Source organism: Pseudomonas baetica (assembly GCF_019733355.1).
GTDB lineage: Bacteria > Pseudomonadota > Gammaproteobacteria > Pseudomonadales > Pseudomonadaceae > Aquipseudomonas > Aquipseudomonas baetica_A.
Map to the genome: position 1 here is coordinate 123060 of NZ_JAIHLQ010000009.1, position 26117 is coordinate 149176.

Consider the following 26117-nt stretch of genomic DNA (forward strand, 5'->3'; position numbering starts at 1 on the left):
GTGGTGAGTCGCCTGACGCTTTCGCGAGCAAGCCCGCTCCTACATTGGATCTTCAATGAACACAGGATTTGTGTTCAAAACAGATCCCCTGTGGGAGCGGGCTTGCTCGCGAAGAGGCCGGATCAATCAGCCGAGATTTTGAATCAGTTGAACTCGTCACCCACCGGATACCGGCTCGCATTCAAGCTCTCTTTGATCTTGCGCAGATGCGGCTGGAAATCCACCCCGCGACGCAAGGTCATCCCCGTCGCCAGCACATCCAGCACGGTCAACTGAATGATCCGCGAGGTCATCGGCATATAAATGTCGGTGTCTTCCGGCAGCGGAATGTTCAGGCTCAGCGTACTGGCCTTGGCCAGCGGCGAATTCTCCGCCGTCAGCCCCAGCACCGAAGCACCGTTCTCCCGCGCAATGCGTGCCACTTCCACCAGTTCACGGGTGCGGCCGGTGTAGGAAATGATCACAAACAGCTCGCCTGTGTGCGCCACCGAAGCAATCATCCGCTGCATCAGCACATCGGCATGCGCGGTGACGGCCAGGTTGAAACGGAAGAACTTGTGCTGCGCATCCAGGGCCACTGGCGCAGACGCGCCGAGGCCGAAGAAGTGGATCTGCCGCGCTTGAATCAACAGGTCGACGGCGCGGCTGATCAGGTTCGGGTCCAGTGCCTGGCAAGCGCTGTCCAGTGACGCGATGGCGCTGCCGAAAATCTTCTGCGTATAGGCTTCGGGATTGTCATCGGCTTCCACCGCACGGCTGACATACGCCGCGCCACTGGCCAGGCTCTGGGCCAGTTGCAGCTTCAATTCGGGGTAGCCGCTGACGCCGAACGAACGGCAGAAACGGTTGACCGTCGGTTCGCTCACCGACGCTGCCTGGGCGAGGGCAGCGATGCTGAAGCGGGTGGCCTGCTGCGGGTTGAGCAGGATCACCTCGGCGACTTTGCGTTCGGCCTTGTTCAGGTCTTCAAGGCGACTCTGGATTTGTTCCAGTAAATTTCGCACGCGGTCCATATGGAATTCCTAATTCACCTGCGCAAAGGTGCGCCGGGCTATGCAAATTGGGCCTTTGATATGGCCCGTAACGGTGGCCTATCCTACTGATGGCTCCGACCGACCACCACTCGGAATCTGTATTCTGTGAAAATGTTGTGGTTATTACTACATTTTCCCTTGAGTGATGCCTTGAAAAAAGGTATTTGTAGCTTAACTTGATAAAAGAACAAACATCATGCCTTCGATTACGGTTGAACCGTGCACCTTTGCCTTGTTCGGCGCTCTTGGCGATCTGGCCCTGCGCAAGCTGTTTCCTGCCCTTTATCACCTCGATGGCGCCGACCTGTTGCATGAGGACACGCGCATTATCGCGCTGGCCCGTGAAGCCGGCTCCGAGCAGCAGCACATGGCGTTCATCGCCGATGAACTGCGCCGCTACGTCGGCAAAGAGTTGGACGAAGCCGTCGCCGAGCGCTTTCTGGCGCGCCTGACCTACCTGCACGTCGACTTTCTCAAGGCTGAAGATTATGTAGCGCTGGCCGAACTGGCGGGCAGCACGCAGCGCATGATTGCCTATTTCGCCACGCCGGCGGCGGTGTACGGCGCGATCTGCGAGAACCTGGCGAAAGTCGGTCTGGCGCAAAACACCCGCGTGGTGCTGGAAAAGCCGATTGGCTCCGATCTCGAATCCTCGCGCAAAGTGAACGATGCCGTGGCGCAGTTCTTCCCGGAGAATCGCACCTACCGCATCGACCATTACCTGGGCAAAGAGACCGTTCAAAACCTGATCGCCCTGCGTTTCGCCAACAGCCTGTTCGAAACCCAGTGGAACCAGAACTACATTTCCCATGTGGAAATCACCGTGGCCGAGAAGGTCGGCATCGAAGGCCGTTGGGGTTACTTCGACAAGGCCGGCCAACTGCGCGACATGATCCAGAATCACCTGTTGCAGTTGCTCTGCCTGATCGCCATGGATCCGCCGGCCGACCTGTCCGCCGATAGCATCCGTGACGAAAAAGTAAAAGTGCTCAAGGCGCTCGCGCCGATCAGCCCAGAAGGCCTGACCACTCAAGTGGTACGCGGCCAGTACATCGCCGGTCACAGCGAAGGCAAGTCCGTACCGGGCTACCTCGAAGAACCGAATTCCAACACCCAGAGCGACACCGAAACCTTCGTCGCCCTGCGTGCCGACATCCGCAACTGGCGCTGGGCCGGCGTGCCGTTCTACCTGCGAACCGGCAAGCGCATGCCGCAAAAGCTGTCGCAGATCGTCATCCATTTCAAAGAACCCTCGCACTACATCTTCGCCCCCGAGCAGCGCCTGCAGATCAGCAACAAACTGATCATCCGCCTGCAGCCGGACGAAGGTATTTCCTTGCGCGTGATGACCAAAGAGCAGGGCCTGGACAAAGGCATGCAATTGCGCAGCGGCCCGCTGCAACTGAATTTCTCCGACACCTGGCGTAGCGCGCGGATCCCCGATGCCTACGAGCGGTTGTTGCTGGAAGTGATGAACGGCAATCAGAACCTGTTTGTCCGTAAAGATGAAATCGAAGCCGCGTGGAAGTGGTGTGACCAGTTGATCGCCGGGTGGAAAAAATCTGGTGACGCGCCCAAGCCGTACGCGGCCGGGTCGTGGGGCCCGATGAGCTCCATTGCATTGATCACGCGGGATGGGAGGTCGTGGTATGGCGATATCTGATGTGAAACTGCCCGCGGGCGTGAATGCCCATGAATTCAAGAGTCCGGTGCTGCTGGCCGAAGGCTTGGCGCTGAACGCTGCCAAGCAACTGACCGATGCCATTGCTGCACGCGGCAACGCTGTGCTCGTGGTGTCCGGCGGTCGTAGCCCGGTGGCGTTTTTTCAGCACTTGGCTAAGCAGGAGCTGGACTGGTCGAAGGTCGTCGTGACCCTCGCCGACGAACGCTGGGTGCCAGTCGAACACGCCGACAGCAATGCCGGTCTGCTCAAGCAGTACCTGCTCAAAGGCCCCGCCGCCAAGGCGCAATTTCTGAGCCTTTACAGCGCTGCGGCGAATGTCGAGCAAGCTGCCGAACAGGCTGACCGTTTGCTCGCCGAGTTGCCGCCGATTGACGTGTTGGTGCTGGGCATGGGCGACGATGGTCACACCGCGTCGCTGTTCCCCGATAGCCCGAACCTCACTGAGGCGTTGCAGGTCGATGGCACCCGCCGTTGCTGGCCGATGCTGGCGCCAACCGTGCCGCATCAGCGTCTGAGCATGAGCCGGGCGTTGCTGGCGTCGGCGAAGCACAAGATTCTGTCGATTTCCGGTCAATCGAAACTGACCACCCTGAATGCCGCGCTGGCATCCGACGATGTCGCTGCCATGCCGGTTCGCGCGTTTCTGCAACCCACGTTAGAGATTTACTGGTGCCCATGAGCCAAGGAACAGCCGCTATGAAAAACCCATCCCCGACCGTTTCCATGGCGGACAAAGTTGCCCTGATCGACAGCCTCTGCGCCAAGGCGCGGATCCTGCCGGTGATCACCATCGCTCGTGAACAGGACGTGCTGCCACTGGCCGACGCCCTGGCCGCAGGTGGCCTCACCGCGCTGGAAGTGACCCTGCGTTCGCAGTTCGGTCTCAAGGCCATCCAGATCCTGCGCGAACAGCGCCCGGAACTGATGACCGGTGCAGGCACCGTGCTTGATCGCAACATGCTCGCGGCGGCCGAAGCGGCGGGTTCGCAATTCATCGTCACCCCAGGCATCACCCGCGACTTGCTCGAAGCCAGCGTCGACAGCCCGATTCCGCTGTTACCGGGCATCAGCAACGCCTCCGGCATCATGGAAGGCTATGGTCTGGGCTATCGCCGCTTCAAGCTGTTCCCGGCTGAAGTCAGCGGTGGCGTCGCCGCCATCAAAGCCCTTGGCGGCCCGTTCGGCGAAGTGAAATTCTGCCCGACCGGTGGCGTTGGCCCGGCCAATATCAAGAGCTACATGGCGCTGAAAAACGTCATGTGCGTGGGCGGTAGCTGGATGCTGGATCCCGAGTGGATCAAGAACGGCGACTGGGCCCGCATTCAGGAATGCACCGCCGAGGCATTGGCGCTGCTGGACTGATGCTTGTGGATTGACTGCTTTACCTGACACTTCGTTGTGTGTTCTACGGCTTTACGGTGCGCTTGGTCGGTGCACCGTTTTTTTTTGCCCTGAAAAAGTTGCAGATACATTGCTCGATACATAGTTACCGCACGCTGACTTTTTCCCGACGCTAATCTGCGCTCTTCTTATGGAAGAGAGCACGTGTCATGGATCGAGATCCCGCATCACCATCACCGCAACCTGTGTATCAACTGGCCCCCGAACAAATCGCCGGGCCTTATTTTCGCAATCCCAAACTGTTGCGCCGCAACATCAGCGAAGGCGCTGAAGGCCTGCCGTTGATCCTGCGCCTGACCATTGTCGATGCAATGACCGGTGAGCCGGTCAGTGGCGCCCTCGTGGACATCTGGCATTGCAATGCGCGAGGGGCTTATTCGGGCTGGAGCCGGATCAATCCCGATCTCGAAGTCGAGGTTGAAGATATCGGTTCGATCCCGCGCACCGACGACCACACCTACCTGCGTGGCAGCCAGTTTTGCGATCAAAAGGGCAGGGTGCGTTTCACGACGATCTATCCGGGGTTCTATGCCGGTCGCACGCTGCACATTCATGGCGCGGTGCGTATGGTTGCCGGCAGTGAATACCTTGATGAGCGTTGTGTGGCGTGGGTGGGGCAGTTGTACTTTCCCGAGGTCGTTTCACGCTCGGTGCTCAATGCCAAAGCCTATCGGGGGCGGGCATCGTTACCGCTGGACAACGGCCAGGACAGTATTTACGCCGGTATGGGCGGCGAAGCCTCGACCCTCGCTGTCTGGCCGATCGGTCGCGACTCCCACGAGGACGGTTATTTCGGCCACCTCACCATCGGCATCGACACCTTTGCGGTGTCGACGCAGATCAGGCCCGAGGACTTTGACAAGTACACCGTATAGCCGCGTTAACGCAGCTCGTTGAGCGCACGGGTCAACAACTGCATGTCGGCAGACGTGGTGGTCAGCCCCGGCGTGATGCGAATGCACGGTCCACAGGCTGCGCCAGTACGTACAACGGTGAACAGGTTGTAGTCGTTGAGCAGTCGCTCAGCCATCGCCTGTTGATCGTCGTGGCGAGTGAAACGCATAGAAGTGATCCCGCAAAACAGCCGTGGATCGTCCGGGGTCATGACTTCAATGCCCGGCAAGTGCCGCACCGCGCTGACCCAAAGATTGCGCAGGTAATTGAGGCGTGCACCTTTGGCCGGTGCGCCGCCGAGCGAACGGTGCTCCTCGAATACCAACGGGAGGCTCATCAGCGCTGGAATATTGGGCGTGCTGTAGGAAGTACGGCTGCGGATATCGTTGACCGTATAGTGCATCTCGCCCATGTCCGGATCGATGTCGGCCAGGCGCTGCGGGGCGATATAGAGAAAGCCAAGGGTCAGGGGCGCGCCGATCCATTTGTGCAGGTTGTAGCCGGCGAACGCGATGCCCAATGCTTCCAGATCGAACTCGATCTGGCCCAGGGCATGGGCTCCGTCGAGGATGATGTCGACGCCGTGCTCCTTGGCCAGCGCGGCAATAGCCTGCACCGGCATCACCAGGCCGGTGCGATGGGTGACATGCGTCAGCGCCATCAGCTTGAGTTTCGGGTGGCGGATGAACACCTCACGGTAGGCCTGCAGCAAACTGTCGAAACTCGCCGGGTGCGCGTGGGCAATCTCGATCACCTCTACACCGCGATGCTTTGCCAGCCAACGCATGGCGCCTTTTACCGTGTCGTATTCGAGGTCACAGATCAGCACTTGATCGCCCGGTTGCAGGCGGTTGTAGTTGCGGATCAGCGATTGCAGGCCTTCGGTGGCGTTTCGTGTGAAGGCAACGCTTTGCGCGCGTACGCCCATCAACTCGGCCAGTTGCGCGCGAATGTCGAGGTTGTCGTGCTGTTCGAAGCGTTGGCGCACATACACCGAGTTGCTGTTGTTGATCAGCTCGATGTTGCGCTGGTACTCCTCGATCACCGTGCGCGACATGCGCCCGAAGTAACCGTTCTCCAGGTTTACGGGGCCGGGTTGAGCGTCATAACGATCAGCGAACGTCTGCCAGAAGGCTTCGTCACGGGCGCGGCGGGTGTTGTCGGGCATGGTTGGCAAGCTCTGTAGAGGAGGGCGCGTCAGTGGCGCGGGGCAGGTTTGCCGTGTTTTGCGCGTAGCGGTTCGAGCAAGTCAGAGAGGCCGTTGTGGTCGATTTCCTGCATCAAGGCCAGCAAGCCACCGAGTTCACCGTGCGGGAAGCCTTCGCGGGCGAACCAGTTGAGATAAGGCCCCGGCAGGTCGGCAATGATCCGGCCCTTGTATTTGCCAAAGGGCATTTCGCGGGTGATCAACAGTTCGAGTTTTTCGGGATTCATCAGTGAGATCGTCTGGCTTCAAATCAGAGTGGAAAATACAGGCATTCTGCATGCAGGCCAAATGACAGATCATGCAAATATCCTTGATACAGATAGTTCACTTACATTTAAAGTATTGATATATAACGATTTTTTTATTTATAGAAAACTGGCACGCACACTGCAATATCCCTTGCATCTTCAACCAACCGCAAGGAATTGAAAAAATGACTGACATGAATAAAGAAGCCATCTCTGTACTCAATGACCTGATTGAAACCAGCAAAGACGGTCAGGAAGGGTTCAAGACTTGCGCTGAAGACATCAAGCATCCTGAACTGAAAACGCTGTTCACCACTCGCTCTGCCGATTGCGCTACCGCCGCTGCGGAACTGCAAGCTGAAGTGCGCAAACTGGGCGGTGATCCGGAAACCTCCACCAGCGTCAGCGGTGACCTGCACCGCCGTTGGGTCGACGTCAAAGCCATGTTTACCGGCAAGGACGAAGAAGCAGTGCTAAACGAAGCCGAGCGCGGTGAAGACCACGCGCTGAAGGCTTATCGTGAAGCCATGGAGAAAATCAACAAGCACAATCTGGTCGGTATTCGTGACATGGTTGAACGCCAGTACCATGGCGCGCAACGCAATCACGACCAGGTGAAGGCCCTGCGTAACCAGGCTCGCGCTCGTTCGTAAGCCACGCTGAAAAACGGTGGGAGCGGGCTGGCTCGCGAATGCGGTGTGTCATGCAACGATGATGTTGCTGACACGACCTCTTCGCGAGCCAGCCCGCTCCCTCGTTGTTTTGTGCAGCCAATCAGCCGATGCTGATCGCCGGCAACGTCGGCAGTGTCACAGTCTGCTGTTTGCGCGGCGCCAGAATCTCAGCTTCGCCATCGACGACTAACTCATCACGCTGGTTGAACACGCGAGTGGCGATCCGCACGCGAAACTTGGGCAGCTTCTCAAGGATTTCCAGGCGCACGGTCAGTGTGTCGCCAATCTTTACCGGCTTCTGAAAGCTCATCTGCTGACCGATATAAATAGTCCCCGGCCCAGGCAATTCGCAGGCAACGGCTGCACTGATCAGCGCACCGCTGAACATGCCGTGTGCGATGCGTTCCTTGAACATGCTGGCGGCGGCAAATTCGGCGTCCAGGTGTACCGGGTTGTGGTCGCCGGACATGGCGGCGAACAACTGAATGTCGCGCTCTTCGACAGTCTTGCTGTAGCTGGCGGTCTGGCCGACTTCGAGGGCTTCGTAAGGGGTGTTGGTAACCTGGGTCATCGGTCTTGGTTCCTGTGACGGATTAAATGAATCCACAAAAAATTATTCGCTGCGATGAGGGCGCGGATGGCTCAAGGCCTGATGGATCCAGGTCAGCACATCGGCGATCACTTCGTCGCGATTGGTTTCGTTGAACAATTCGTGCCGCGCCTGCGGATAGATCTTCAGTTGCAGGTTGTGGCTGCCGGCCGTGCGCAAGGCATTGGCCAGATCTGTCAGACGCTTGCCTTCACTCACCGGATCACATTCGCCGCCGATCACCAGCAGCGGCAGGCCCGGGTCGATCTGGGCGAGAGTGGACGCTTTGCTGATTTGCTGCAAGCCGCCGAGCAAGTCGATCCACAGCTGATTGGTGCAGCGAAAGCCGCACAGCGGGTCGGCAGCGTACTTGTCGACTTCGTCGGGATCGCGGCTGAGCCAGTCGAATGACGTGCGCACCGGTTTGAATTTTTTGTTGAACGAGCCGAACGACAACCACTCGATCATTGCGCTGCGACCCTTGCCACCCTGACGCAGTTTTTCCAGGCGGGCGATCTGCCGCGCGGCACCATAAAGCGCCACCGGTTGAAAGTTCGAACCGCTGAGAATCGCCCCGTGCAGGCTGGCGCTGTGGTGCAGCAGGTAACCTTGGGCGAGGTAGCTGCCCATGCTGTGCCCGAGCAGAATGATCGGTACGCCGGGATGTTGCTGGCCGATGTACTGATTGAGGCTGGCCAGATCACCGACGACTTTGCACCAGCCATCGTCGTCGGCGAAATGCCCAAGGGTGCCGGTATCGGCGGTTTTGCCATGTCCGCGCAGGTCCGGGGCGTACACGCCGTAGCCCTGGGCGCAGAACCTTTCAGCCAGTCGTTGGTAACGCCCGCTGTGCTCGGCCATGCCATGGGCCAACAGGATCACCGCTTTCAACGGCGCCGTCGGCAGCCACTGATTGACGAAGAGGCGGCTGCGGTCACTCGCGTCCAGCCATAAAGTGTCGTGGATCATGGCGATTCCTTTGCTCAGAGTCGAAACAGTGTATAGCGCATTCGTTGTTCTTCGTCTGATCAGCCCACACGACGGCAGGAAGATTCATACGATCAATGACGGCTTTACCCGTATTTGCCTGATTGGCCATAACTGCTAGTGTCCGTGAAGCTCCGCTTTTTGCTTTCTGCTTTCAAGGGATGAACGAGAAATGACAGAAACGCGGCCCCGGATCAGCTCAGGTAAAGAGGACAAGAACAATGCAACCTGATTTCTGGAATGACAAACGCCCGGCCGGCGTACCGCTGGACATCGACATGGGTGAATTCAAGTCGGTGATCGAGGTGTTTGAGCGTTCCTGCAAGAAGTTCGCCGATCGCCCGGCCTTCAGCAACATGGGCGTGACCTTGACCTACGCAGAACTTGAGCGCCAAAGCGCTGCCTTCGCAGGCTACCTGCAAGCGCATACCGATCTTGCGCCCGGGGATCGCATCGCGGTGCAGATGCCCAATGTCCTGCATTACCCGATTGCCGTGTTCGGCGCTTTGCGCGCCGGGTTGATCGTGGTCAACACCAACCCGCTGTACACCGCGCGGGAGATGCGGCATCAGTTCAAGGATTCCGGCGCTCGAGCGCTGGTGTACCTGAACATGTTCGGCCAGAAAGTCCAGGAAGTGCTGGCCGATACCGACATTCAATACCTGATCGAAGCGAAGATGGGCGACCTGATGCCCACCGCCAAGGGATGGCTGGTCAACACCGTGGTCAGCAAAGTGAAGAAAATGGTGCCGGCGTATTCGCTGCCCCAGGCGATCTCCTTCAAAAGCGCATTGCGCATGGGGCGTGGGCTGGGCATCAAACCCTTGAAGGCCAGCCTCGACGACATCGCTGTGCTGCAATACACCGGCGGCACCACGGGGCTGGCCAAGGGTGCAATGCTGACCCACGGCAACCTGGTGGCGAACATGCAGCAAGTGCGGGCCTGTCTCGCGCAACTGGGCCCTGACGGGCAGCCACTGCTGCGCGAAGGCCAGGAAGTGATGGTCGCGCCGCTGCCGCTTTATCACATCTATGCTTTCACCGCGAATTGCATGTGCATGATGGTGTCCGGCAATCACAACGTGCTGATCACCAACCCGCGCGACATTGCCGGGTTTATCAAGGAACTGAAGAACTGGCGCTTCTCGGCGCTGCTGGGCTTGAACACATTGTTTGTGGCGCTGATGGAACACCCGGATTTCAAGACGCTGGATTTCTCCAGTCTGAAACTGACCAACTCCGGCGGCACCGCGCTGGTCAAAGCCACGGCCGAACGCTGGGAGCAGCTCACCGGTTGCCGTATCACCGAAGGTTACGGCCTGACCGAAACCTCGCCGGTGGCGTGTACCAACCCCTACGGCGACCAGTCGCGTCTGGGTACGGTTGGCCTGCCGGTACCGGGTACGCTGTTGAAAGTCATCAACGATGACGGCGTCGAACAGCCGATGGGCGAGCGTGGCGAGTTGTGCATCAAAGGCCCGCAAATCATGAAAGGCTACTGGCACAAACCTGAGGCCACCGCTGAAGTGCTGGATGCCGAGGGCTGGTTCAAGTCTGGCGACATCGCGGTGATCGACCCGGACGGCTTTGTGCGCATCGTCGATCGCAAGAAGGACATGATCATCGTCTCTGGTTTCAACGTGTACCCGAACGAGATCGAAGATGTGGTCATGGCCCACCCGAAAGTCGCCAACTGCGCGGTGATCGGTGTGCCGGACGAGCGTTCGGGCGAGGCGGTCAAGCTGTTTGTGGTGGCGCGCGAAAGCGGTGTAAGTCTTGAAGAGCTCAAGGCTTACTGCAAAGAGAATTTCACCGCCTACAAAGTGCCGAAACACATTGTCTTGCGTGAGTCGTTGCCGATGACGCCTGTAGGGAAAATTCTGCGACGTGAGTTGCGCGATATCGCCTGATCGGTCAATGGCCGCGCTTTGCGCGGATCGCGGGCAAGCCATGCTCCCACAGGTATCTATGCAGATCTTGTGGATGCAGGCTTGCCCGCGATGCTTTTGGGAGGAACACCCCCGAATTCCGGGGCTTTCAGGGTGTTATAGGTTTTTTGCTCTAAAATGACCGCTAGCAAGTCTTGAGTCATCAATGTGACTGTAGGGGCCGCTTTTGGCTCTAGTCGACCCTCGGCAAAGCTGCTACTCTCGGCGCGCTTTGTGACTTCTCGGCCTATCCAAAAGCCAGATTCACCAATACAAAACACACACCAATAATAATCGCATCAAATGCGGTGAAGAATTCGCGTTGCTGAGGAGTGGGCTTCCATGATCGAAGACTTTTGGAAGGATAAATACCCGGCTGGAATTGCTGCCGACATCAATCCAGACGAGTATCCGAACATTCAGGCAGTGTTGAAGCAATCCTGCCAACGCTTCGCCAACAAACCGGCTTTCAGCAACCTGGGCAAGACAATCACCTACGGTGAGTTGTACGAATTGTCCGGTGCGTTTGCCGCGTATCTGCAACAGCATACCGATTTGCAGCCCGGTGATCGAATCGCCGTGCAACTGCCCAACGTTCTGCAGTACCCGGTGGCTGTCTTCGGTGCCATCCGCGCCGGGCTGATTGTGGTCAACACCAACCCGCTGTACACCGCGCGGGAAATGGAACACCAGTTCAACGACTCCGGTGCCAAAGCGCTGGTGTGCCTGGCGAACATGGCGCACCTGGCTGAAGCCGTGGTGCCGAAAACCGGCGTCAAACACGTCATCGTCACTGAAGTCGCCGACCTGTTGCCACCGCTCAAGCGCCTGCTGATCAACAGCGTCATCAAGTACGTGAAGAAGATGGTTCCGGCTTATCACCTGCCTAAAGCCGTCAAATTCAACGACGTGCTGAGCAAGGGGCAGGGCCAGCCAGTGGCTGAAGCCAACCCGGACAGCGGTGATGTTGCGGTGCTGCAATACACCGGCGGCACCACCGGCGTTGCCAAAGGCGCGATGCTGACCCACCGCAATCTCGTGGCCAACATGCTGCAATGCAAAGCGCTGATGGGCTCCAACCTTAACGAAGGTTGCGAAATCCTGATCACACCGCTGCCGCTGTACCACATCTACGCGTTCACCTTTCATTGCATGGCGATGATGCTGATCGGCAACCACAACATCCTGATCAGCAACCCGCGTGACCTGCCGGCAATGGTCAAGGAACTGTCGAAGTGGAAGTTCAGTGGTTTCGTTGGCCTTAACACGCTGTTTGTGGCGCTGTGCAACAACGAAGGCTTCCGCAAGCTGGATTTCTCCGCGCTGAAAGTCACCCTGTCCGGCGGCATGGCCCTGCAATTGGCCGCCGCCGAGCGCTGGAAAGCCGTGACCGGTTGCGCCATCTGCGAAGGTTACGGCATGACCGAAACCAGCCCGGTGGCGACGGTCAACCCGATCCAGAACATCCAGGTCGGCACCATCGGTATTCCGGTGCCATCGACGCTGTGCAAAGTCATCGACGATGCCGGGGTCGAGCAGCCGCTGGGTGAAATCGGCGAACTGTGCGTCAAGGGCCCGCAGGTGATGAAAGGCTACTGGCAGCGTCAGGAAGCCACCGATGAAATGCTCGACAGCGACGGCTGGTTGAAGACCGGTGATATCGCGCTGATCCAGCCGGATGGCTACATGCGCATTGTCGATCGCAAGAAAGACATGATTCTGGTCTCCGGTTTCAACGTCTACCCGAACGAGTTGGAAGACGTGCTGGCGACCCTGCCGGGCGTGCTGCAGTGCGCGGCTATCGGCGTGCCGGACGAGAAATCGGGCGAGGCGATCAAGATATTCATCGTTGCCAAGCCAGGCGTAACACTGACCAAAGAGCAGGTAATGGAGCACATGCGCGCCAACGTCACCGGCTACAAGGTGCCGCGTTCAGTGGAGTTCCGCGATACGCTGCCAACCACCAACGTCGGCAAGATCCTGCGCCGCGAGTTGCGTGATGAAGAGCTGAAGAAGATCAAGGCGAAGAACGCCGCGTAAAGCAAAAAGCCCTGCAGATGCAGGGCTTTTTGATTTTGGCCGGGAGAAATTCTGTGCCTGTGAGGCCGTTTTCGCGGTTACTGGCGAAATGGCGCGAAATTCACATTGGTTCCTGTCGGACGCATGTCCTGCAGATACGAATCCTTGTCTGCACTCAATTCCAGGCTCAGCGCCGCTTTGCGTTTGCCCTCGTTGCGAATCACCAGCCCTTCCAGCTTCTCGCGCAGGAACACCGTCGGCACTTTCAGGTGCAGCAGTTCGTCGGTGGCCGGCGTATGCATCAGCAGGTGAATCCACTCGTACTGACCCACGGCCAGACGCGTCACCGGCAGGTCGAACCACCAGATGTTGCGGTTGCGGTTCAGTTCGGCGAAGTGGCAGTTGTTGGTGCCGAGCACAGCGCCGCCCAGTTCCTGGTTTCGACGGGCAATGGCCTGCTTTTTATCGAGTTTCATAACATTCCTGCGGGGTCGGTTCCTGGCGCTTGGCGCCCATATGGAGCGCATTCTCAAGGCAACGCCGGCAAACATAAAGCCCAACCTTCATGCTGCGACGAAATGAACCCTCAAAAAAAATGAAACTTGGCGCAAACAGGGTCGGTCAATCCTTACGTAATGACTTTTCCTCGTTAATGCATCAAGGAGAAACACCATGAGTAGCACAAGCGATAAAGTAAAAGGCATGGCGAATGAAGCGGTCGGCAACGTCAAGCAAGGTGTGGGGAAAGCCACTGACAACACCAAACTGCAAGCCGAAGGCACCCTGCAAGAGAAAAAAGGCGAGGCCCAGCAAGCGGTCGGCAAAGCCAAAGACGCCATCAAGAAAGGCGTCGACAAGGCGTAATGCAGCCTTGAACGAAAGACACGAACGGCCATCCAAGGATGGCCGTTTTTGTATCCTCAACAGGCGCTGACCCGACGAGGCTCGCCAAGTAGGCTAACGTGATGTAAAAAACGGCCCCTGAGTCGCCACGACTTCAACCTGTAATGCGGCGAAAGGAGACGCGAATGATATTTCCGGACATGAAAGGTTTGCCCCTGCACCGGGTGATGGTGCGCACCGTGACTGAATTCATCGACGACGAGATGTCGACGTACGCCTCGGCATTGGCCTACCAGATGCTGTTTTCGCTGTTCCCGTTCATTTTGTTCCTGATTGCGCTGATCGGTTTCCTGCACCTGCCGGACTTCTTTACCTGGCTGCGTCTGCAATCGGAACTGGTGCTGCCACCGCAGGCGCTGGAACAGGTCAACCCGGTGATTGATCAGTTACAGCAGTCCAAGGGGGGGCTGCTTTCGGTCGGTATCGTGATTGCCCTGTACACCGCATCTGCCGGCGTGCGCCTGATGATGAGCGCGATGAATGCCGCCTACGATGTGGTCGAAGGTCGGCCGGTCTGGAAGCGTTTTCCACTGTCGATTTTCTACACCGTTGGCATTGCCGGCATGTTGCTGGCCGCCGCCGCGCTGATGGTGCTCGGCCCGCAAGTGATGGGCTGGATCGCCGCGCGGGTTGGCCTGGAAGAAGTCATCGTCACCGTCTGGACCATCGCGCGATGGCCGGTCATCGTGATTCTGATGATGGTTGCCGTGGCGCTGATCTACTACGTGATGCCGGACGTCAAACAGGAATTCCGCTTCATCACACCGGGTTCGGTATTGGCGGTGGTGGTGTGGATCATCGCCTCACTGGGCTTCGCGTTTTATGTGAAAACCTTCGCCAACTACAACGCAATGTATGGCAGCATCGGGGCGATCATCGTGCTGTTGCTGTACTTCTACATTTCCTCGGCGGTGCTGTTGCTCGGTGCGGAGATGAATGCGGTGATCGAACACATGTCCCACGAGGGCAAGGACTCGGGCGAGAAAGTCCCTGGTGAACTCGACGAACATCCCAAACAACATGTCTCGGGCCTGGGCCGCGATCATTCGCTCAAGCCGGACACTGACGAAGCCTGATCATGATCCGTGAAATCCTCAAAATGGGCGACGAGCGCCTGCTGCGCATCGCCCCGCCGGTACCGGCCGAAATGTTCGACAGCGCCGAGTTGTGGCAACTGATCGACGACATGTTCCAGACCATGGAAAGCGTCGGCGGCGTCGGCCTGGCTGCACCGCAGATCGGTGTCGACCTGCAACTGGTGATCTTCGGTTTCGAGCACAGCGAACGATACCCGGACGCTGAAGCGGTGCCACAGACGATCCTGATCAACCCGCTGATCACACCACTGAGCCCACTCACCGAAGAGGGCTTTGAAGGCTGTCTGTCGGTGCCGGGTTTGCGTGGCGCGGTGGATCGTTATCAGCAGATTCGTTATGAGGGATTTGATCCGAAGGGCGAGCCGATTGTGCGTATCGCTTCAGGTTTCCACGCGCGAGTGGTGCAACACGAGTGCGATCATCTGATCGGTCGGCTGTACCCGTCGCGCATCACCGATTTCAGCAAGTTCGGCTTCACCGAGGTGATGTTCCCGGATCTTGATCCCACCGCAGACGATTGATCCGAGTCCTGCACAATCGCCCCTATTGGATCTCTATTGATTCAGCCCCATCGCAATCATCGGCTTGCTGCGCGCATAGCGGCTTAACCGCTCAGCCATCGCCTGGGGCAGGGGCGGGTCGAAACTGAACCCGCGTCGCTCATAAAAACCACGCAAATTCGGATGGCAGAACAGCCACACGGGCTGTGTCACGTCCTCTAGCGCGGCGTCCATAAGCTTCGCCGCAATCCCTTGCTCACGACATCCGGGATCGACGAACAACCCGGTCAACCATTGGCCGCCCGACACCGGCCGTAAACACAACGCAGCGACAATCTCTCCCCGGCGTGCCACCCACAAATGCGCCTCGCGCACGGCTTTCATCGAGGATTGGTGGCGGCGGTAAAACTTGTTCATCAACGGCCAAAGAGACTCGTCGAGCAGGCTGTATTGGGTGTCAGGCATGGGTTCGGACTGTCGGTGGGCAAAGCGGCGATTATAAAAGAACGTGCGCGGCGGGATAGGTGTATACCTGATCTCACATCCCCTGTGAGTGGAGTACGCATCATGTCCAAAGGTATGGATTCAAAGAAAGCCGCGAAGAAGAAACCGGCCAAGACTGCGATTGAAAAACGCGCCGAGAAAAAAGCCAAGAAAGTCGACATCTTCGGTCATTGATCACGCCTCTCCGGAGCCCGGTTCTCGGGCTCCTGCCTGAACTCGAAAGTGATCTGCAAAATTCATTCACCGCTGCTGCACAGAGGGGAGGATTCCCGTTCCGGGCAACGCCATGCCCCCATCAATTCGACGCCGCCCACCGCTCGTGATGGCCCTCGCCCCGGCAACCTATCCCTTCGCTGAACCGATTCTTGTGCAAAAAGTGCCAGATACTGGCCGACTAGTGGCCTTGCGCAAGGCATTTCGCTGTCTATGCTGACACTTAACTAACCCTGTGGATCGTACAGGTTAGTCCGTGATTTCACGCTGCCAGAGTGCGCATTCCAAGGCACCGACACTGAACCAACAAGGAGCGTCATTTAAATGGAAGTTGTTCAACGCGTTAGGGCTGGCCCGCAGGCGGGCTATCAAGAGAAGGATGTCTTGATTAGAGCGTCGCTGCATGGACACTCCGATTGATCATCATTTATCACCTGACAACTTCCTCCCGTGGAGGAGTGCGTATGCCTGTTCTGTGGAACGTAGTGGTGGATCTTGAAAGACCTGAACTTTCATCAAATCAAAAGTCCGCGCGAAAGGTGATACAAACATGTTCAACCTACATCACAAGGCTGACCTGCAGGAAATCGAACGCTTCAGTTGTGCCCTGACCGAAGCCAGCGCCAAGTTGGACGCGATCAGTCGCTCGATGGCGATGATTGAGTTCAGCCCTGAAGGTATCGTTCTGAATGCCAACGAAAACTTCTGCAAGACCATGGGCTATGGCGCCGAGGAAGTGCGTGGCAAACATCATCGGATCTTTTGTGAAGAAGCGTTTTATCGCAGCGAAGAGTACGCCAGTTTGTGGCGCGACCTGGCCCGTGGTGAGCCGATCAGCGGCACTTTCCAGCGTTTGAACAAGCGCGGCGAGGAAGTCTGGCTCGAAGCCAGTTACATGCCGGTGTATGGCCAGGACAAGCAAGTCAGAAGTGTGATCAAGGTGGCGGCGGACATTACCGCGCGGATCAACAAGGAGCATGAAGAGGAAAGCATGCTGGCGGCGATCGGTCGCTCCATGGCAGTGATCGAGTTCACCCCCGAGGGCAATGTGATTACCGCCAACGAAAATTTTCTCAAGACCATGCAGTATTCGCTCAGCGAAATCGTCGGCCATCACCACAGCCTGTTTTGCCATCGCGCCGAAGCCGAGTCTGCGCAATACAAGGCGTTCTGGGCCTCGCTCAATCGTGGCGAATATCACTCGCACCGTTTCGAGCGCAAGAACAAATCCGGGCAGATGGTGTATCTGGAGGCCTCGTACAACCCGTTGTTCGATGCCAAAGGGCGGCTGTACAAAGTGGTGAAGTTTGCCAGCGACATCACCCACCAGATGACCACCCTGCAGAACGCTGCAGAATCAGCCCACAGCACTTCCGTACAAAACGACGCCTGTGCGCAGAAAGGCTCACAAGTTGTGCAGCAAACGGTGCAGATCATTCAGGACATTTCCCACGACCTCAACGAAGCAGCGGTGAGCATCGATGCGGTGAGCAAACAATCGGACATCATCGGCACCATCGTCCAGACCATTCGCGGCATCGCCGATCAAACCAACCTGCTGGCACTCAACGCCGCCATCGAAGCGGCGCGGGCCGGCGAACATGGACGCGGTTTTGCCGTGGTGGCGGATGAGGTGCGAAGCCTGGCGGCACGCACCAGTCAGGCGACCCTGGAAATTGTCGAGGTGGTGCGCAAAAACCACGACTTGTCGTTGAGCGCGGTGTCGAGCATGCAATCGAGCCTGAACCGAACGGGCCTTGGCGTCGAATTGGCCAATGAGGCGGGGGAGGTGATTCTGGAGATTCAGCAGGGCTCACGGCATGTGGTGGATGCGATCAGCCAGTTCAATGAGACGTTGCAGTTGAACTGACCATACCACCCCTGTGGGAGCGGGCTTGCTCGCTCCCACATCAGGTTTCATGCTGGCTTGAGCTCAGAGCGCAGCCAGAAACGTGTTCGCCATCTTGTCGCTGTCCTTGACGTCGTTGACGTTTTCTTTCTCCGATTGCGCCAGTTGCATCTTGTCCTGCAAACGCTGGGCGATCTCTTTGCCGATGGCCAGTTGTTTCTCCGGCGGCATGTTCTTGATGTCGTCTTCGGTGATGCCCAGATCCTTGAGAATACTGTCGCGCAGACGCTGTTCAGGCGTCTTGCTCATGTAGTCCTTGAACTCGTCGGTGGCGGAACCGGTGGTTTTGGTTGCGTCTGAAGTGTCGGTGGTTTGCAGGCCGACGCGGGTCTTGGCGAAGGCTTCGTCGACGTTATCGCTGATGCGTGCGGCAGCGCTGACTTGCTGAGTGGCAATCTGCGTGGCCGAACCTTGCACCTTGGCGGTGGCTTCGCTGTTTTGCGTCTGCACCTGGTTTTGCAGCGCTTGAAGCATCGCGCCGTGCAGGCCGCCTTGCAGACCGGCGGCCGCCGTGGCGGTTGCGTCTTCTGCCAGCCGCTTGGGCAGCGGCAGAATTTCCATTTGTTTGGCACTGACCAACATGATGAATTGACCTGTAGGTAATGACTGACCGCCATACAGGAGCAATTACCATGCCCGATCAATAAAGCCTTTTACTTCATGGGGTTGTTTGATTCAGTCGATCGAAAAAGCGGTCATCCCTTGCCGGTTGGCGGCAGTGGATGACCGCAATCTGTCAGCGATGGGCAATGTTCTCCAGCGTCAGATTCCGGCAGCGCCGAGGCCGGCAAACCAAACACCCGGTCAAACAACCAGTTGAACGCAAACGTGTAGCACGGGATGAAGATGATCAGCGCCAGATCCAGCACAAACGCCTGCACCAGGCTGATGCTCATCCACCACGCGATCAACGGAATCAGAAACACGATCAACGTCAGTTGAAAACCAACGGCGTGGGCGATGCGTCGCTTGACCGTGCGGGTGCGTGATGGCTGGCGGCTTTCCCAGTGTTCGAACATCGAGGTGTAGATGAAATTCCAGGTCACGGCGATGGTGGTGATGATCACGGCCAGCGGCCCGGTGCTGCCCGGCGAGGTGCCGGACAACAGCGCCAGACCGAGGGCGGAGAAGGTCATGCCGATCACTTCGTAAAGCGACACATAGACCAGTTTGCGTTTGACGCCTTGCATGGAGTTGCCTCTTTCTTGCCACTTGTTGGCCAGCGGGGCTGGCGAAGGCGGCGAAAGATAGCTTCAATAGGGCTGACAGAAAAAGTCAGTAGCTTTCAGTTTTATTGATAGGTGAGCCAAGTTGAATTTCAACAGTGACAGCATCGAACTGTTCCTCGCCGTGATCGAACGCGGCTCGTTTTCCGCCGCCGCTCGGGCGTTAGGCAAAGTCCCGTCGGCGGTGAGCATGAGCATTGGCAACCTTGAGGCCGAACTCGGCTATTCGTTGTTCGACCGCCGTCATCGCGAACCGCAACCGACGGCAATGGCCCTGTCACTGGTGCCCCATGCACGGCTTATTGCCGAACAGCTCAAACAACTGCAAGTGCACGCGGTGGAGTTGTCGTTGGGGCTGGAGAGCAAACTGTCGATCGGCGTGGTGGCGGACATCGATCGTCATCGTTTGCTGGCGGCGATCGGGGTAATTGCCGAGCGTCATCCGCTGCTCGACATCGAAGTGCTGACCGCGCCTCAGGATGACGTGCTGGCGATGCTCCACAGTGGCCGCGTCAATGTGTGTGTAGCGTTCGCCGGGCTGAGTGTGAACGTGCTGGAGCGCTTTCAGTTTGTTGGTAGTGAACGCATGATCGCCACACTGGCGGCGAACAGCCCGTTGTTGCAGGGGCAGGACCTGTTTCTGGAGGATTTGGTGCAGGTGCGACAGATCGTTGTGGCCAGTCGTGACTTGCCGATCAGCGAGACTCGACCGTTGGTGGCGCAATCGTATTGGCGCACCGACAACCTTGAGACGGCAATGGAGATGGTCGAGGCAGGATTGGGCTGGGGCAATTTTCCATTGTCGGTGGTGCAGTCGCGGCTGGCGTCGGGGCGCTTGAAACGGCTGAACTTTCGCAACATCGAAAACGGCCTGGTGCTGCCGGTGCATGCGGTATGGCTCAAGAGCCAACCGCTGCAGAAGGGCGCGTTGGCGCTGGTCGAACGCCTGGGTCACTAGAGTGTTGCGCCAATCCAATGTGGGAGCGGGCTTGCTCGCGAAGGCGATGTGCCAGTGAACGTATTCGCTGAATGACACGACGCGTTCGCGAGCAAGCCCGCGCCCACAGGGTTTTCGGTGTTATGTGCTTTCGCGGATTTTCAGTTCAAAGCCCATGTCCTCGACTGGACGCGCCACGCTGTTACCCGCCATCAACGTCAGCATCTGCTCCGCCGCCCGCCGGCCAATCGCTTCACGCGGGGTATTGATGCTGCTCAGGCGCGGCACCATGTGTTCGGACATCGGCAAGTCGTTGAAGCCCAGAATTGCCACTTGCTCGGGAATCCTGATGCCGTTGCGCAAGGCCTCAAGCAATGCGCCCTGCGCCAGGTCGTCGTTGCCGAAGAAGATCGCATCGACATCCGGGTGCGCCGCCAGCAATTGCAGGAACAGTTCACCGCCTAAGCCAACAGAGGAGGCGCGCGGTGTCAGCACTTCCAGATCCGGGTCATAGCGGCCGGCCCTCTGCAAGGCTTTGCGAAAACCTTCACCGCGCAACAACGTGCGTTGATCAAGTTGCGCGCCGATGTAGGCCAGACGCTTGCGCCCACGAGACAGCAAATGCTCGGCCGCCGTTTCACCGGCACTGAGCTGGGAGAAACCGACGCAATTCACCCCGGCGGCGCTGTCCAGCTCCATCATGTACACGCAGGGAATATTGCTGGCTTCGATCATCCGCCGTGAACTTTCGGTGCGATCAAACCCGGTCAGCAGCAAACCGCGTGGCCGATAAGCCATGTAGTTGCGCAGCAGGTTCTCTTCTTCATCACGGGAATAGTGGAAGTTGCCGATCAGCACTTCGAAGCCCTTGGGCGTTAACACCCGATGAATGGCTTCCAGCGTATCGATGAACAACAGGTTGGACAGCGAAGGCACCAGCACCACCACTGAATGGCTCTGGGCCGAGGCCAGGGCACGGGCGGCGGGGTTGACGACGTAGTTGAGTTCGAGCGCGGCTTTCTGGACTTTTTCGACCAGTTCGGTGGCCACTGTGCTGACCCCACGCAACGCGCGGGAGGCGGTAATCGGGCTCACGCCGGCCAGGCGGGCAACTTCATTGAGGGTGGGACGGCCGGTGGTGCGGGTATTTTTATCGTTTTTAGGGGTGGTCATCGGGCGGCTTGCCAAACAAAAATCAAGGCACTAAGGTAGCGCTGTCCTGATGCAGCTGCAAATGCGTGAGCGAGATCCTGCCTGATCCTCGCTTTTTGGCATCGTGAGCAAACCTGCTGCAACCCAAAAAAACGACAAGAAGGCGTCGGCAACTTCTGCCTGTGCACTAGAGTCATAGCTAGCAAAGGTAGCGCTGTCTGCGCGCTGAGGTGTTATATGAGTCATCCCATCACCGCCCTGGTCATCATGGGCGTTGCCGGTTGCGGCAAGACGTGCGTCAGCGAGGCCCTGTGCCAATTGAGCGGCGCCACTGCCATTGAAGGCGATACTTTTCATCCGGCCGCCAACATCGAAAAGATGAGCGCGGGGATCCCCCTGAACGACGAAGACCGTGCCGGCTGGCTCGACAGCCTGTGCGATGAACTGCGTCGCGTTGATGCCCAAGGCCAGCGCCCGGTGTTGACCTGCTCGGCGCTTAAACACAGTTACCGCGAAGTATTGCGCAGTGCCTTGCCGGGCCTGGGTTTCGTGTTTCTTGAACTGACCCCTGAAGTCGCCGCCGAGCGTGTCTCCCACCGCCCGGGCCACTTCATGCCGGCCACGTTGATCGAAAGCCAGTTCGCCACCCTCCAATCGCCGGTCGGCGAGCCGTTGACCCTGGCGTTGAATGCTTCGATCCACAGCGTTGAAGAACTGGCTGAGCAGGCTCACGTCTGGTGGCAGGCCCACGGTCTGAAACCGGCGGTATGAGTGTGTTCAAGCAGATAGCGCTGTCCTCACGACTTCTGATCAACCCGCTTTAATAACAACAACAACCAGGAGACACCCCTAATGTTTGGCATGTCCCACGACTCGTTCCTGCTGCTCGATGCAGTGGTCACGGTAATCGGCCTGATTATCCTGATCACCAAGTTCAAGATTCACCCGTTCATTTCCCTGACCATCGCGGCTGCGTTCCTTGGCCTGACGTCCGGCATGCCGATCGGCACCATCATCAAGGCGTTCCAGGACGGCTTCGGCGGCGTGCTCGGTTTTGTCGGCATCATCCTCGCGCTGGGCACCATGCTCGGCAAAATGATGGCCGAGTCGGGCGGGGCAGATCAGATCGCCCAGACCCTGATTCGCGCGTTCGGCAAGGACAAGGTCCAATGGGCCATGATGTTTGCCGCGTTCCTGGTGGGCATCCCGCTGTTCTTCGAAATCGGCTTCGTGCTGCTGATTCCGCTGGTGTTCATCGTTGCCCGTCGGACCGGTGTGTCGATCATCAAGATCGGCATCCCGCTGCTCGCCGGCCTTTCTGCCGTGCACGGTCTGGTGCCACCGCACCCTGGCCCGCTGCTGGCCATCGGCGTGTTCGGCGCGGACATCGGCAAGACCATTCTTTACGGTTTGATCGTCGCGCTGCCGACCGCCATCATTGCCGGCCCGATCTTCGGTACGTTCATCGCCAAGCACATTCCGGGTCACCCGAATCAGGAACTGGTCGATCAACTGGCCCGTGAAACCGATTCGGCCAAGCTGCCGAGCTTTAGCATCACCCTGATCACCGTGCTGCTGCCGGTGTTCCTGATGCTGCTGAAAACCTTCGCAGACGTGGCGCTGCCGGACGGCCATTTCTTCCGTACCTGGATGGACATGATCGGTCACCCGATCTCGGCGCTGCTGCTGGCGTTGCTGCTGTCGCTGTACACCTTCGGTCACAAGCAAGGCATCGGCTCCCAGCAGATTCTCAAATGGCTGGATTCGAGCCTGGCGCCAACGGCCGCGATCATCCTGATCATCGGTGCTGGCGGTGGCTTCAAGCAGATGCTGGTCACCAGCGGCGTGGGCGATGTGATTGGCCACATGGCGGTCAGCGCACAGATATCGCCGATCCTGCTGGCGTGGCTGGTGGCGGCGGTGATTCGTGTCGCTACCGGTTCGGCAACCGTGGCGACGATCACCGGCGCAGGCATTGTGGTGCCGGTGGTCGGGATGATCCCTGGCGTTAACCGTGAACTGCTGGTGCTCGCCACCGGTGCCGGTTCGTTGATCCTGTCCCACGTCAATGACGCCGGTTTCTGGCTGGTGAAGCAATACTTCAACATGACCGTGGCCGAGACGTTCAAGACCTGGACGGCGATGGAAACCATCCTCTCCATCGTCGCGTTGGGCTTTATCCTGCTGTTGTCGCTGTTCGTTTAAGCGACATCGTCAGGCACAAAAAAACCGCAGCGATGCGGTTTTTTTGTGGGGTGTGATTTCACGGCTGAACACAAATCCCATGTGGGAGCGGGCTTGCTCGCGAAGGCGTCGTGTCAGCCGATATCAATGCTGACTGACCCACCGCTTTCGCGAGCAAGCCCGCTCCCACAGGGGGATATGCGTTAGGCGGTAGTTTTCGGAGCCAGCCCATCCGCCCGGAACATCCCCCGAATCCCGCGTACAGCCTGACGAATCCGGTCCTGGTTTTCGATCAGCGCAAAGCGCACATGGTCATCGCCATACTCACCAAACCCAACCCCCGGCGAGACACAAACCTTGGCCTCGGCCAGCAGCTTCTTGGCGAATTCCAGTGAACCCAAATGCATATAAGCCTGGGGAATCTTCGCCCAGACATACATTGAGGCTTTGGGGTTTTCGACCATCCAGCCCAGTTCATGCAGGCCCTTGACCAGCACATTACGTCGTTGACGATATTGCTCGGCGATGTCGAGCACGCACTGTTGATCGCCTTCCAGCGCCGCAATCGCTGCCACTTGCAGCGGCGTGAAGGTGCCGTAGTCGTGGTAGCTCTTGATCCGCGCCAAGGCGTTGACCAGTTCCGGGTTACCGACCATGAACCCGATACGCCAACCGGCCATGTTGTAGCTCTTGGACAGGGTGAAAAACTCCACCGCGATGTCCTTGGCGCCCGGCACCTGCATGATCGACGGCGCTTTCCAGCCGTCGTAGACGATGTCGGCGTAAGCCAGATCGTGGATCACCAACACGTCGTACTGCTTGGCGAGGGCGATCACTCGCTCGAAGAAATCCAGCTCCACACATTGCGCGGTCGGGTTGGACGGGAAGCCCAGAATCATCATTTTCGGCTTCGGGATCGATCCGCGAATGGCCCGTTCCAGCTCAGCGAAGAAGTCCACGCCCGGCACCAGCGGCACTGAGCGCACCTGGGCGCCGGCAATCACCGCGCCGTAGATGTGAATCGGGTAGCTCGGGTTCGGCACCAGCACCGTGTCGCCCTGATCCAGTGTGGCCAGCATCAAATGCGCCAGGCCTTCCTTGGAGCCGATGGTGACGATGGCTTCGCTTTCCGGGTCGATATCGACCTCGTAGCGTTGCTTGTACCAGTTGGAAATCGCTCGGCGCAGGCGCGGAATGCCCTTGGACGTGGAGTAACCGTGGGTGTCGTCACGCTGGGCGACTTGCACGAGTTTTTCGACAATGTGCGGCGGCGTGGCGCCGTCGGGGTTGCCCATGCTCAAGTCGATGATGTCTTCACCACGACGCCGCGCGGCCATCTTCAGCTCGGCGGTGATGTTGAAAACGTAAGGGGGGAGTCGATCAATGCGCGCAAAGCGGCGCGGCGAACCTTGTTCAGCCATTGTTGCCTCGGATAACGTAAGCGCCCGGAACCGTCCGAGCGACGCTGGTCACTGCGGTGACCTGTGGCGGAAGATAAGGTCAGTGATGGCATACTGTCCAGCGCGTTTTTTAACAATTTTTGCCCAAGGAAAATGGTTGATGGAATTCACCAGCGGCTTCTTGCTGAGCCTTTCGCTGTGCCTGGACATCGGTGTGGCCAACATCGCCATGATCACCCTGGCGATGCAGCGCGGATACTTTCAGGGCTTCGCATTGGGCCTGGGCACCTGCGTCGGCGACCTGGTTTATGCGGTGCTGGCACTGGCCGGAATGACCGTGCTGCTGCAATACGAAACCGTGCGCTGGGTCCTGTGGGTCGGCGGGTCGGCACTGTTGATCTACTTTGCGGCGAAGATGATTTACTCGGCGATTCACCACCAAGCGCTGCTCGCTGAAACCGCTGACGTGGGACAGAACTCCCATCGCAAGGAGTTCTTCCGTGGGATCTTTCTGGCGATGTCCTCGCCGAGCGCGATTCTCTGGTTCGCGGCGGTGGGGGGCACGCTGATCGCCCGTTCCGGTGGCAATGGCCCGCTCAGTTCGGCGCTGTTCCTCGGCGGGTTCCTCTGCGCCGGGCTGCTGTGGTCGGCCGGTTTGTGCTTCGCTGCAAGCCACGGTGGCAAGCTGCTTGGCGACAAATTGCTGCGTTACTCCTACATGGCATCTGCAGCGATCTTCTGTTATTTCGCGGTGTACGTGATCGTATCGGGCTATAACGAGTTTTTCGGTTCGGGCGCCGTCGAGCAGTTGCACGCGCTGTAACCGTGCGAATCGGTTTGGGCTTTCTATACTCACCAGCCGAACCCCTTTTTTGTTCCAGGAGTCGAATCATGGATGAGCAAACACGCGTCGAAGTGGCGCAACCTCGCTTCGAAAATGGACACTTCCTGCTGATCGCCGGGCTGGGCGGACGGTTTACTCAGGACACCACCGAGGGCATCCCGCAGCTTTGGGAAAAATTCATCCCGCACCTCGGCGAAATTCCGGGCCAGAAAAATGAAGTGACCTACGGCATCTGCTGCAATCCTGATGGCCAGGGTGGTTTTGAGTACATTGCCGGCGTTGAGATCAGCAAGCTTGACGATCTGCCGGAGCAATATCGCTGGGTCGAGGTTCAGCCCCAGCAATATGCCGTGTTCGAGCACAAAGGTTCACTGGATCAGTTGCCCGCGACCTTTCAATACATCTGGAAAACCTGGCTGCCGCAATCCGGGCGCGAAGCCGCCGATGCGCCGGAATTCGAGCGATACAGCGAGGATTTCAACCCCAGGCTCAATGCCGGTACGCTGGAAATCTGGCTGCCACTCAAGCACTGAAATCACTGCGCCGAGGCCGGTCACTGACCGGCCTCGATGTTTGTGCTTTA

Annotated in this window: 26 protein-coding genes and 2 pseudogenes; 17 read left to right on the forward strand and 11 right to left on the reverse strand. The window is 58.3% G+C overall.

Annotated features, from left to right (window positions below):
- Positions 1-143: 143 nt before the first annotated feature.
- Positions 144-1004 carry a MurR/RpiR family transcriptional regulator gene (locus K5E40_RS10895; RefSeq protein WP_171057240.1) on the reverse strand — a complete coding sequence of 287 codons (861 nt, stop codon included), beginning with the start codon at positions 1002-1004 and terminating at the stop codon, positions 144-146.
- Positions 1005-1230: 226 nt separating this feature from the next.
- Here K5E40_RS10895 and zwf point away from each other — a divergent pair, with 226 nt between their 5' ends.
- The 4 genes from zwf to K5E40_RS10915 all read left to right on the forward strand — a co-directional run bounded on the left by zwf (position 1231) and on the right by K5E40_RS10915 (position 4994).
- Positions 1231-2697 (forward strand): glucose-6-phosphate dehydrogenase, encoded by a 1467-nt coding sequence (gene zwf, locus K5E40_RS10900; protein ID WP_221730724.1) that lies wholly within the window; start codon positions 1231-1233, stop codon positions 2695-2697.
- Positions 2684-3397 (forward strand): 6-phosphogluconolactonase, encoded by a 714-nt coding sequence (pgl, locus tag K5E40_RS10905; RefSeq protein WP_221730725.1) that lies wholly within the window; start codon positions 2684-2686, stop codon positions 3395-3397. The genes zwf and pgl overlap by 14 nt, the downstream gene beginning before the upstream one ends.
- Positions 3398-3414: 17 nt before the next feature.
- The gene (locus K5E40_RS10910) at positions 3415-4080 is read left to right on the forward strand and encodes a bifunctional 4-hydroxy-2-oxoglutarate aldolase/2-dehydro-3-deoxy-phosphogluconate aldolase (RefSeq protein ID WP_075945403.1); all 666 of its coding nucleotides are present in this window, start codon (positions 3415-3417) and stop codon (positions 4078-4080) included.
- 188 nt (positions 4081-4268) lie between these two features.
- The gene (locus K5E40_RS10915) at positions 4269-4994 is read left to right on the forward strand and encodes an intradiol ring-cleavage dioxygenase (protein ID WP_221730726.1); all 726 of its coding nucleotides are present in this window, start codon (positions 4269-4271) and stop codon (positions 4992-4994) included.
- A 5-nt stretch (positions 4995-4999) separates the two neighbouring features.
- Here the strand turns inward: K5E40_RS10915 and K5E40_RS10920 are convergent, their stop codons facing one another.
- Together K5E40_RS10920 and K5E40_RS10925 are read right to left on the reverse strand one after the other, a co-directional pair.
- Complete coding sequence (locus tag K5E40_RS10920) at positions 5000-6181, reverse strand: aminotransferase class V-fold PLP-dependent enzyme (protein WP_221730727.1); 1182 nt, start codon at positions 6179-6181, stop codon at positions 5000-5002.
- 29 nt (positions 6182-6210) lie between these two features.
- On the reverse strand, positions 6211-6447 hold the full coding sequence (locus tag K5E40_RS10925) for a DUF3820 family protein (protein WP_003227425.1): 237 nt from the start codon (positions 6445-6447) through the stop codon (positions 6211-6213).
- 206 nt (positions 6448-6653) lie between these two features.
- Here K5E40_RS10925 and K5E40_RS10930 point away from each other — a divergent pair, with 206 nt between their 5' ends.
- Positions 6654-7121 (forward strand): PA2169 family four-helix-bundle protein, encoded by a 468-nt coding sequence (locus K5E40_RS10930; protein ID WP_221730728.1) that lies wholly within the window; start codon positions 6654-6656, stop codon positions 7119-7121.
- Between the two features lie 121 nt (positions 7122-7242).
- On the opposite strand, the gene K5E40_RS10935 is transcribed toward K5E40_RS10930, so the two are convergent.
- Together K5E40_RS10935 and K5E40_RS10940 are read right to left on the reverse strand one after the other, a co-directional pair.
- Positions 7243-7713 carry a MaoC family dehydratase gene (locus K5E40_RS10935; protein ID WP_071553717.1) on the reverse strand — a complete coding sequence of 157 codons (471 nt, stop codon included), beginning with the start codon at positions 7711-7713 and terminating at the stop codon, positions 7243-7245.
- Positions 7714-7755: 42 nt separating this feature from the next.
- Positions 7756-8700: an alpha/beta hydrolase gene (locus K5E40_RS10940; protein ID WP_221730729.1), complete on the reverse strand. Its 945-nt coding sequence runs from the start codon at positions 8698-8700 to the stop codon at positions 7756-7758.
- A 239-nt stretch (positions 8701-8939) separates the two neighbouring features.
- Here K5E40_RS10940 and fadD2 point away from each other — a divergent pair, with 239 nt between their 5' ends.
- Both fadD2 and fadD1 read left to right on the forward strand, forming a co-directional pair.
- Positions 8940-10628 carry a long-chain-fatty-acid--CoA ligase FadD2 gene (gene fadD2, locus K5E40_RS10945; protein WP_221730730.1) on the forward strand — a complete coding sequence of 563 codons (1689 nt, stop codon included), beginning with the start codon at positions 8940-8942 and terminating at the stop codon, positions 10626-10628.
- Between the two features lie 360 nt (positions 10629-10988).
- The gene (fadD1, locus tag K5E40_RS10950) at positions 10989-12686 is read left to right on the forward strand and encodes a long-chain-fatty-acid--CoA ligase FadD1 (RefSeq protein ID WP_221730731.1); all 1698 of its coding nucleotides are present in this window, start codon (positions 10989-10991) and stop codon (positions 12684-12686) included.
- A gap of 77 nt (positions 12687-12763) precedes the next feature.
- Here fadD1 and K5E40_RS10955 read toward each other — a convergent pair whose 3' ends face one another.
- A complete protein-coding gene (locus K5E40_RS10955; RefSeq protein WP_115984244.1) occupies positions 12764-13141 on the reverse strand; it encodes a hypothetical protein in 378 nt (125 codons plus the stop codon).
- Positions 13142-13337: 196 nt separating this feature from the next.
- Here K5E40_RS10955 and K5E40_RS10960 point away from each other — a divergent pair, with 196 nt between their 5' ends.
- The 3 genes from K5E40_RS10960 (at position 13338) to def (ending at position 15186) form a co-directional block, all read left to right on the forward strand.
- Positions 13338-13529, forward strand: a complete 192-nt coding sequence (locus K5E40_RS10960) for a CsbD family protein (protein ID WP_221730732.1) — start codon at positions 13338-13340, stop codon at positions 13527-13529.
- Positions 13530-13693: 164 nt separating this feature from the next.
- On the forward strand, positions 13694-14644 hold the full coding sequence (locus tag K5E40_RS10965; RefSeq protein WP_221730733.1) for a YihY/virulence factor BrkB family protein: 951 nt from the start codon (positions 13694-13696) through the stop codon (positions 14642-14644).
- Between the two features lie 2 nt (positions 14645-14646).
- Positions 14647-15186 carry a peptide deformylase gene (gene def, locus K5E40_RS10970; protein WP_221730734.1) on the forward strand — a complete coding sequence of 180 codons (540 nt, stop codon included), beginning with the start codon at positions 14647-14649 and terminating at the stop codon, positions 15184-15186.
- A gap of 33 nt (positions 15187-15219) precedes the next feature.
- Here the strand turns inward: def and K5E40_RS10975 are convergent, their stop codons facing one another.
- Complete coding sequence (locus K5E40_RS10975) at positions 15220-15630, reverse strand: GNAT family N-acetyltransferase (protein WP_221730735.1); 411 nt, start codon at positions 15628-15630, stop codon at positions 15220-15222.
- A gap of 901 nt (positions 15631-16531) precedes the next feature.
- On the opposite strand from K5E40_RS10975, the pseudogene K5E40_RS35590 reads away from it, so the two are divergent.
- Positions 16532-17209: pseudogene (locus K5E40_RS35590) on the forward strand (PAS domain-containing protein); the annotation flags it as partial.
- Positions 17210-17323: 114 nt separating this feature from the next.
- Positions 17324-17752 (forward strand): annotated as a pseudogene (locus K5E40_RS35595) (methyl-accepting chemotaxis protein); the annotation flags it as partial.
- Between the two features lie 63 nt (positions 17753-17815).
- On the opposite strand, the gene K5E40_RS10985 reads toward K5E40_RS35595, so the two are convergent.
- Together K5E40_RS10985 and K5E40_RS10990 are read right to left on the reverse strand one after the other, a co-directional pair.
- Entirely contained in the window at positions 17816-18373 is a 558-nt protein-coding gene (locus K5E40_RS10985) for a hypothetical protein (protein WP_221730737.1), read from the reverse strand.
- A gap of 113 nt (positions 18374-18486) precedes the next feature.
- Complete coding sequence (locus K5E40_RS10990) at positions 18487-18981, reverse strand: PACE efflux transporter (RefSeq protein WP_260455643.1); 495 nt, start codon at positions 18979-18981, stop codon at positions 18487-18489.
- Between the two features lie 121 nt (positions 18982-19102).
- Between K5E40_RS10990 and K5E40_RS10995 the strand changes: the two genes are divergently transcribed.
- The gene (locus tag K5E40_RS10995) at positions 19103-19975 is read left to right on the forward strand and encodes a LysR family transcriptional regulator (RefSeq protein ID WP_221730738.1); all 873 of its coding nucleotides are present in this window, start codon (positions 19103-19105) and stop codon (positions 19973-19975) included.
- Positions 19976-20095: 120 nt separating this feature from the next.
- Here the strand turns inward: K5E40_RS10995 and K5E40_RS11000 are convergent, their stop codons facing one another.
- Complete coding sequence (locus K5E40_RS11000) at positions 20096-21127, reverse strand: LacI family DNA-binding transcriptional regulator (protein WP_221730739.1); 1032 nt, start codon at positions 21125-21127, stop codon at positions 20096-20098.
- Positions 21128-21343: 216 nt separating this feature from the next.
- On the opposite strand from K5E40_RS11000, the gene K5E40_RS11005 reads away from it, so the two are divergent.
- Together K5E40_RS11005 and K5E40_RS11010 are read left to right on the forward strand one after the other, a co-directional pair.
- Positions 21344-21877, forward strand: coding sequence for a gluconokinase (locus K5E40_RS11005; RefSeq protein ID WP_221730740.1), 534 nt, complete (start codon positions 21344-21346; stop codon positions 21875-21877).
- A gap of 81 nt (positions 21878-21958) precedes the next feature.
- Positions 21959-23311 carry a GntP family permease gene (locus K5E40_RS11010; RefSeq protein ID WP_221730741.1) on the forward strand — a complete coding sequence of 451 codons (1353 nt, stop codon included), beginning with the start codon at positions 21959-21961 and terminating at the stop codon, positions 23309-23311.
- 182 nt (positions 23312-23493) lie between these two features.
- Here K5E40_RS11010 and alaC read toward each other — a convergent pair whose 3' ends face one another.
- Positions 23494-24711, reverse strand: a complete 1218-nt coding sequence (gene alaC / locus K5E40_RS11015) for an alanine transaminase (protein ID WP_221730742.1) — start codon at positions 24709-24711, stop codon at positions 23494-23496.
- A 139-nt stretch (positions 24712-24850) separates the two neighbouring features.
- Between alaC and K5E40_RS11020 the strand changes: the two genes are divergently transcribed.
- Together K5E40_RS11020 and K5E40_RS11025 are read left to right on the forward strand one after the other, a co-directional pair.
- Positions 24851-25513, forward strand: a complete 663-nt coding sequence (locus K5E40_RS11020) for a LysE family translocator (protein WP_221730743.1) — start codon at positions 24851-24853, stop codon at positions 25511-25513.
- Positions 25514-25581: 68 nt separating this feature from the next.
- The gene (locus tag K5E40_RS11025) at positions 25582-26067 is read left to right on the forward strand and encodes a GyrI-like domain-containing protein (protein ID WP_221730744.1); all 486 of its coding nucleotides are present in this window, start codon (positions 25582-25584) and stop codon (positions 26065-26067) included.
- Positions 26068-26117 lie beyond the last annotated feature (50 nt).

What these genes read in the sequence shown, in the direction of transcription:
- K5E40_RS11005 (WP_221730740.1), top strand. Translation starts at nt 21,344, where the DNA reads ATGAGTCATCCCATCACCGCCCTGGTCATCATGGGCGTTGCCGGTTGC.
- K5E40_RS10960 (WP_221730732.1), top strand. Translation starts at nt 13,338, where the DNA reads ATGAGTAGCACAAGCGATAAAGTAAAAGGCATGGCGAATGAAGCGGTC.
- K5E40_RS11025 (WP_221730744.1), top strand. Translation starts at nt 25,582, where the DNA reads ATGGATGAGCAAACACGCGTCGAAGTGGCGCAACCTCGCTTCGAAAAT.
- zwf (WP_221730724.1), top strand. Translation starts at nt 1,231, where the DNA reads ATGCCTTCGATTACGGTTGAACCGTGCACCTTTGCCTTGTTCGGCGCT.
- K5E40_RS10920 (WP_221730727.1), bottom strand. Translation starts at nt 6,181, where the DNA reads ATGCCCGACAACACCCGCCGCGCCCGTGACGAAGCCTTCTGGCAGACG.
- K5E40_RS10910 (WP_075945403.1), top strand. Translation starts at nt 3,415, where the DNA reads ATGAAAAACCCATCCCCGACCGTTTCCATGGCGGACAAAGTTGCCCTG.
- pgl (WP_221730725.1), top strand. Translation starts at nt 2,684, where the DNA reads ATGGCGATATCTGATGTGAAACTGCCCGCGGGCGTGAATGCCCATGAA.
- def (WP_221730734.1), top strand. Translation starts at nt 14,647, where the DNA reads ATGATCCGTGAAATCCTCAAAATGGGCGACGAGCGCCTGCTGCGCATC.
- fadD2 (WP_221730730.1), top strand. Translation starts at nt 8,940, where the DNA reads ATGCAACCTGATTTCTGGAATGACAAACGCCCGGCCGGCGTACCGCTG.
- K5E40_RS10915 (WP_221730726.1), top strand. Translation starts at nt 4,269, where the DNA reads ATGGATCGAGATCCCGCATCACCATCACCGCAACCTGTGTATCAACTG.
- K5E40_RS10990 (WP_260455643.1), bottom strand. Translation starts at nt 18,981, where the DNA reads ATGCAAGGCGTCAAACGCAAACTGGTCTATGTGTCGCTTTACGAAGTG.
- K5E40_RS10940 (WP_221730729.1), bottom strand. Translation starts at nt 8,700, where the DNA reads ATGATCCACGACACTTTATGGCTGGACGCGAGTGACCGCAGCCGCCTC.
- K5E40_RS11000 (WP_221730739.1), bottom strand. Translation starts at nt 21,127, where the DNA reads ATGACCACCCCTAAAAACGATAAAAATACCCGCACCACCGGCCGTCCC.
- fadD1 (WP_221730731.1), top strand. Translation starts at nt 10,989, where the DNA reads ATGATCGAAGACTTTTGGAAGGATAAATACCCGGCTGGAATTGCTGCC.
- alaC (WP_221730742.1), bottom strand. Translation starts at nt 24,711, where the DNA reads ATGGCTGAACAAGGTTCGCCGCGCCGCTTTGCGCGCATTGATCGACTC.
- K5E40_RS10955 (WP_115984244.1), bottom strand. Translation starts at nt 13,141, where the DNA reads ATGAAACTCGATAAAAAGCAGGCCATTGCCCGTCGAAACCAGGAACTG.
- K5E40_RS11020 (WP_221730743.1), top strand. Translation starts at nt 24,851, where the DNA reads ATGGAATTCACCAGCGGCTTCTTGCTGAGCCTTTCGCTGTGCCTGGAC.
- K5E40_RS10935 (WP_071553717.1), bottom strand. Translation starts at nt 7,713, where the DNA reads ATGACCCAGGTTACCAACACCCCTTACGAAGCCCTCGAAGTCGGCCAG.
- K5E40_RS10965 (WP_221730733.1), top strand. Translation starts at nt 13,694, where the DNA reads ATGATATTTCCGGACATGAAAGGTTTGCCCCTGCACCGGGTGATGGTG.
- K5E40_RS10925 (WP_003227425.1), bottom strand. Translation starts at nt 6,447, where the DNA reads ATGAATCCCGAAAAACTCGAACTGTTGATCACCCGCGAAATGCCCTTT.
- K5E40_RS10975 (WP_221730735.1), bottom strand. Translation starts at nt 15,630, where the DNA reads ATGCCTGACACCCAATACAGCCTGCTCGACGAGTCTCTTTGGCCGTTG.
- K5E40_RS10930 (WP_221730728.1), top strand. Translation starts at nt 6,654, where the DNA reads ATGACTGACATGAATAAAGAAGCCATCTCTGTACTCAATGACCTGATT.
- K5E40_RS10985 (WP_221730737.1), bottom strand. Translation starts at nt 18,373, where the DNA reads ATGTTGGTCAGTGCCAAACAAATGGAAATTCTGCCGCTGCCCAAGCGG.
- K5E40_RS11010 (WP_221730741.1), top strand. Translation starts at nt 21,959, where the DNA reads ATGTTTGGCATGTCCCACGACTCGTTCCTGCTGCTCGATGCAGTGGTC.